Raw genomic sequence first — 1,445 nt, 5'->3', positions numbered from 1 at the left:
ATATAGTATAGAACAAGATAAGTATGCAACGAGAAAGATTGTTATAGAATGCACTAATAAAAGTACTTTTAATGGAGATAAAATTCATGCTGTAAATAATAAGTTATTTAGATTGAATATAAAAAGAAATAAAGACGATTATTTCATAGATAGTATAGATTCTATTATAACTAGTAGAGACAAAGATTTAGAAAAATTTATCATAGATTATACGTCTAATCGATTAACTGATATAAAAAAAGCTAATAAATATTTGAAGACAGCTATACTAGAATATCTGGAGGTGGAAGGTAATGTCTGAAAAGATAGAGAGTATAGAGTTAGAAGCTTTTAGAGCATATAAGGATAAAAAAAAATTTGATTTTAATGTAGATGGTGAAGCAGCAAACCTTGTCGTAATCTATGCTCCAAATGGATCTGGGAAAACTACATTATTTGATTCAATTGAATGGGCTTTGACAGGTTCAATTTCTCGAATTTCTGATAATAATCAAGTCCATGATATTGCAGAAAAACAGAAGGGGAAAATTTTAAGAAATACAGATAGTAGTTTAGAAAATGGATTAGTAAAAATTAACTTAACAAACAAAGATTATATAGAAGTGAAGACTAAAAAATTGAACGGTAGACAAAAGTCAGATTACCGTCCTGGAAATACAGATTCGACAGGTATTTTCAAATCAGATATTAATAAAAAACAATTTGTAGAAAAAAACATGTTAAAGCATCATCAAATTGATAAGTTTTTAAGATTTCAAAATTCTAGAGAACGATATCAAGCTTTAAGTGTATTTTGGGACTCTGGCAAAGAAAGTGAAAAATATATTAGTCTCGTATTATTTACTAATGAAATTGAAAAATTCAATATAAATTTGAAATCGAAAATCCGAAGAATCAGGGGCGAAATTATAGAGTTATCTTTATCGCCAAGTGTAATACAGGATTTAGAAAAACAGATTTTAGAATTTAATAGTTATCAAAACGAGAAGATTTTGTTTTTTGATAATAATAATTATAAAGAGTTATATGATAATAGTTCTAAATCTAAAGTAGAAAAAGAATTATTATATCTGAAAAAATATACCCATCTAAATGAAATAGAGCAATTTTATAATGAATATAATGAAAATTATTCGAAATTCCGAATACAACTTGATAAAATAGAACAAAAATTATTGCCGAGCCGAAAAAAAATGCTTAATAACTTTACAATTAAGCAAACTTATAATACATACTTAAATGAATTAAATGAAGAAAATTTAAAAGTCACTTCGCAAGTAGAACGCGAGCTATATTTAGAGAAGAATAAGAGCCTTATACAGGATATTGATGCAAAGAGGGATACTTTATATAAAGGCTTATCAGATTATGAGAAAAAGAAATTAGAAATAGAAAAACTAAACTCTACAATTTTAAACAATATTCAAGTGAATGAAAAAGAGTTA

At 26.0% G+C, this 1,445-nt stretch carries 1 protein-coding gene and 1 pseudogene; both read left to right on the top strand.

What is annotated here, in order from left to right; all coding sequences use genetic code 11:
- Window positions 1-301: pseudogene (locus V7014_RS26660) on the top strand (hypothetical protein); the annotation flags it as partial.
- Window positions 294-1,445, top strand: a 1,152-nt coding sequence (locus V7014_RS26655) for an AAA family ATPase (RefSeq protein WP_335512070.1), incomplete at its 3' end; no start/stop codon positions are given. The pseudogene V7014_RS26660 and the gene V7014_RS26655, both read left to right, overlap by 8 nt.

This window comes from Bacillus sp. JJ722 (genome assembly GCF_036963345.1).
Classification (GTDB): domain Bacteria; phylum Bacillota; class Bacilli; order Bacillales; family DSM-1321; genus Bacillus_AD.
Note: the sequence above shows the minus strand (reverse complement) of the source record. Positions and strands in the feature narration are given on the sequence as shown.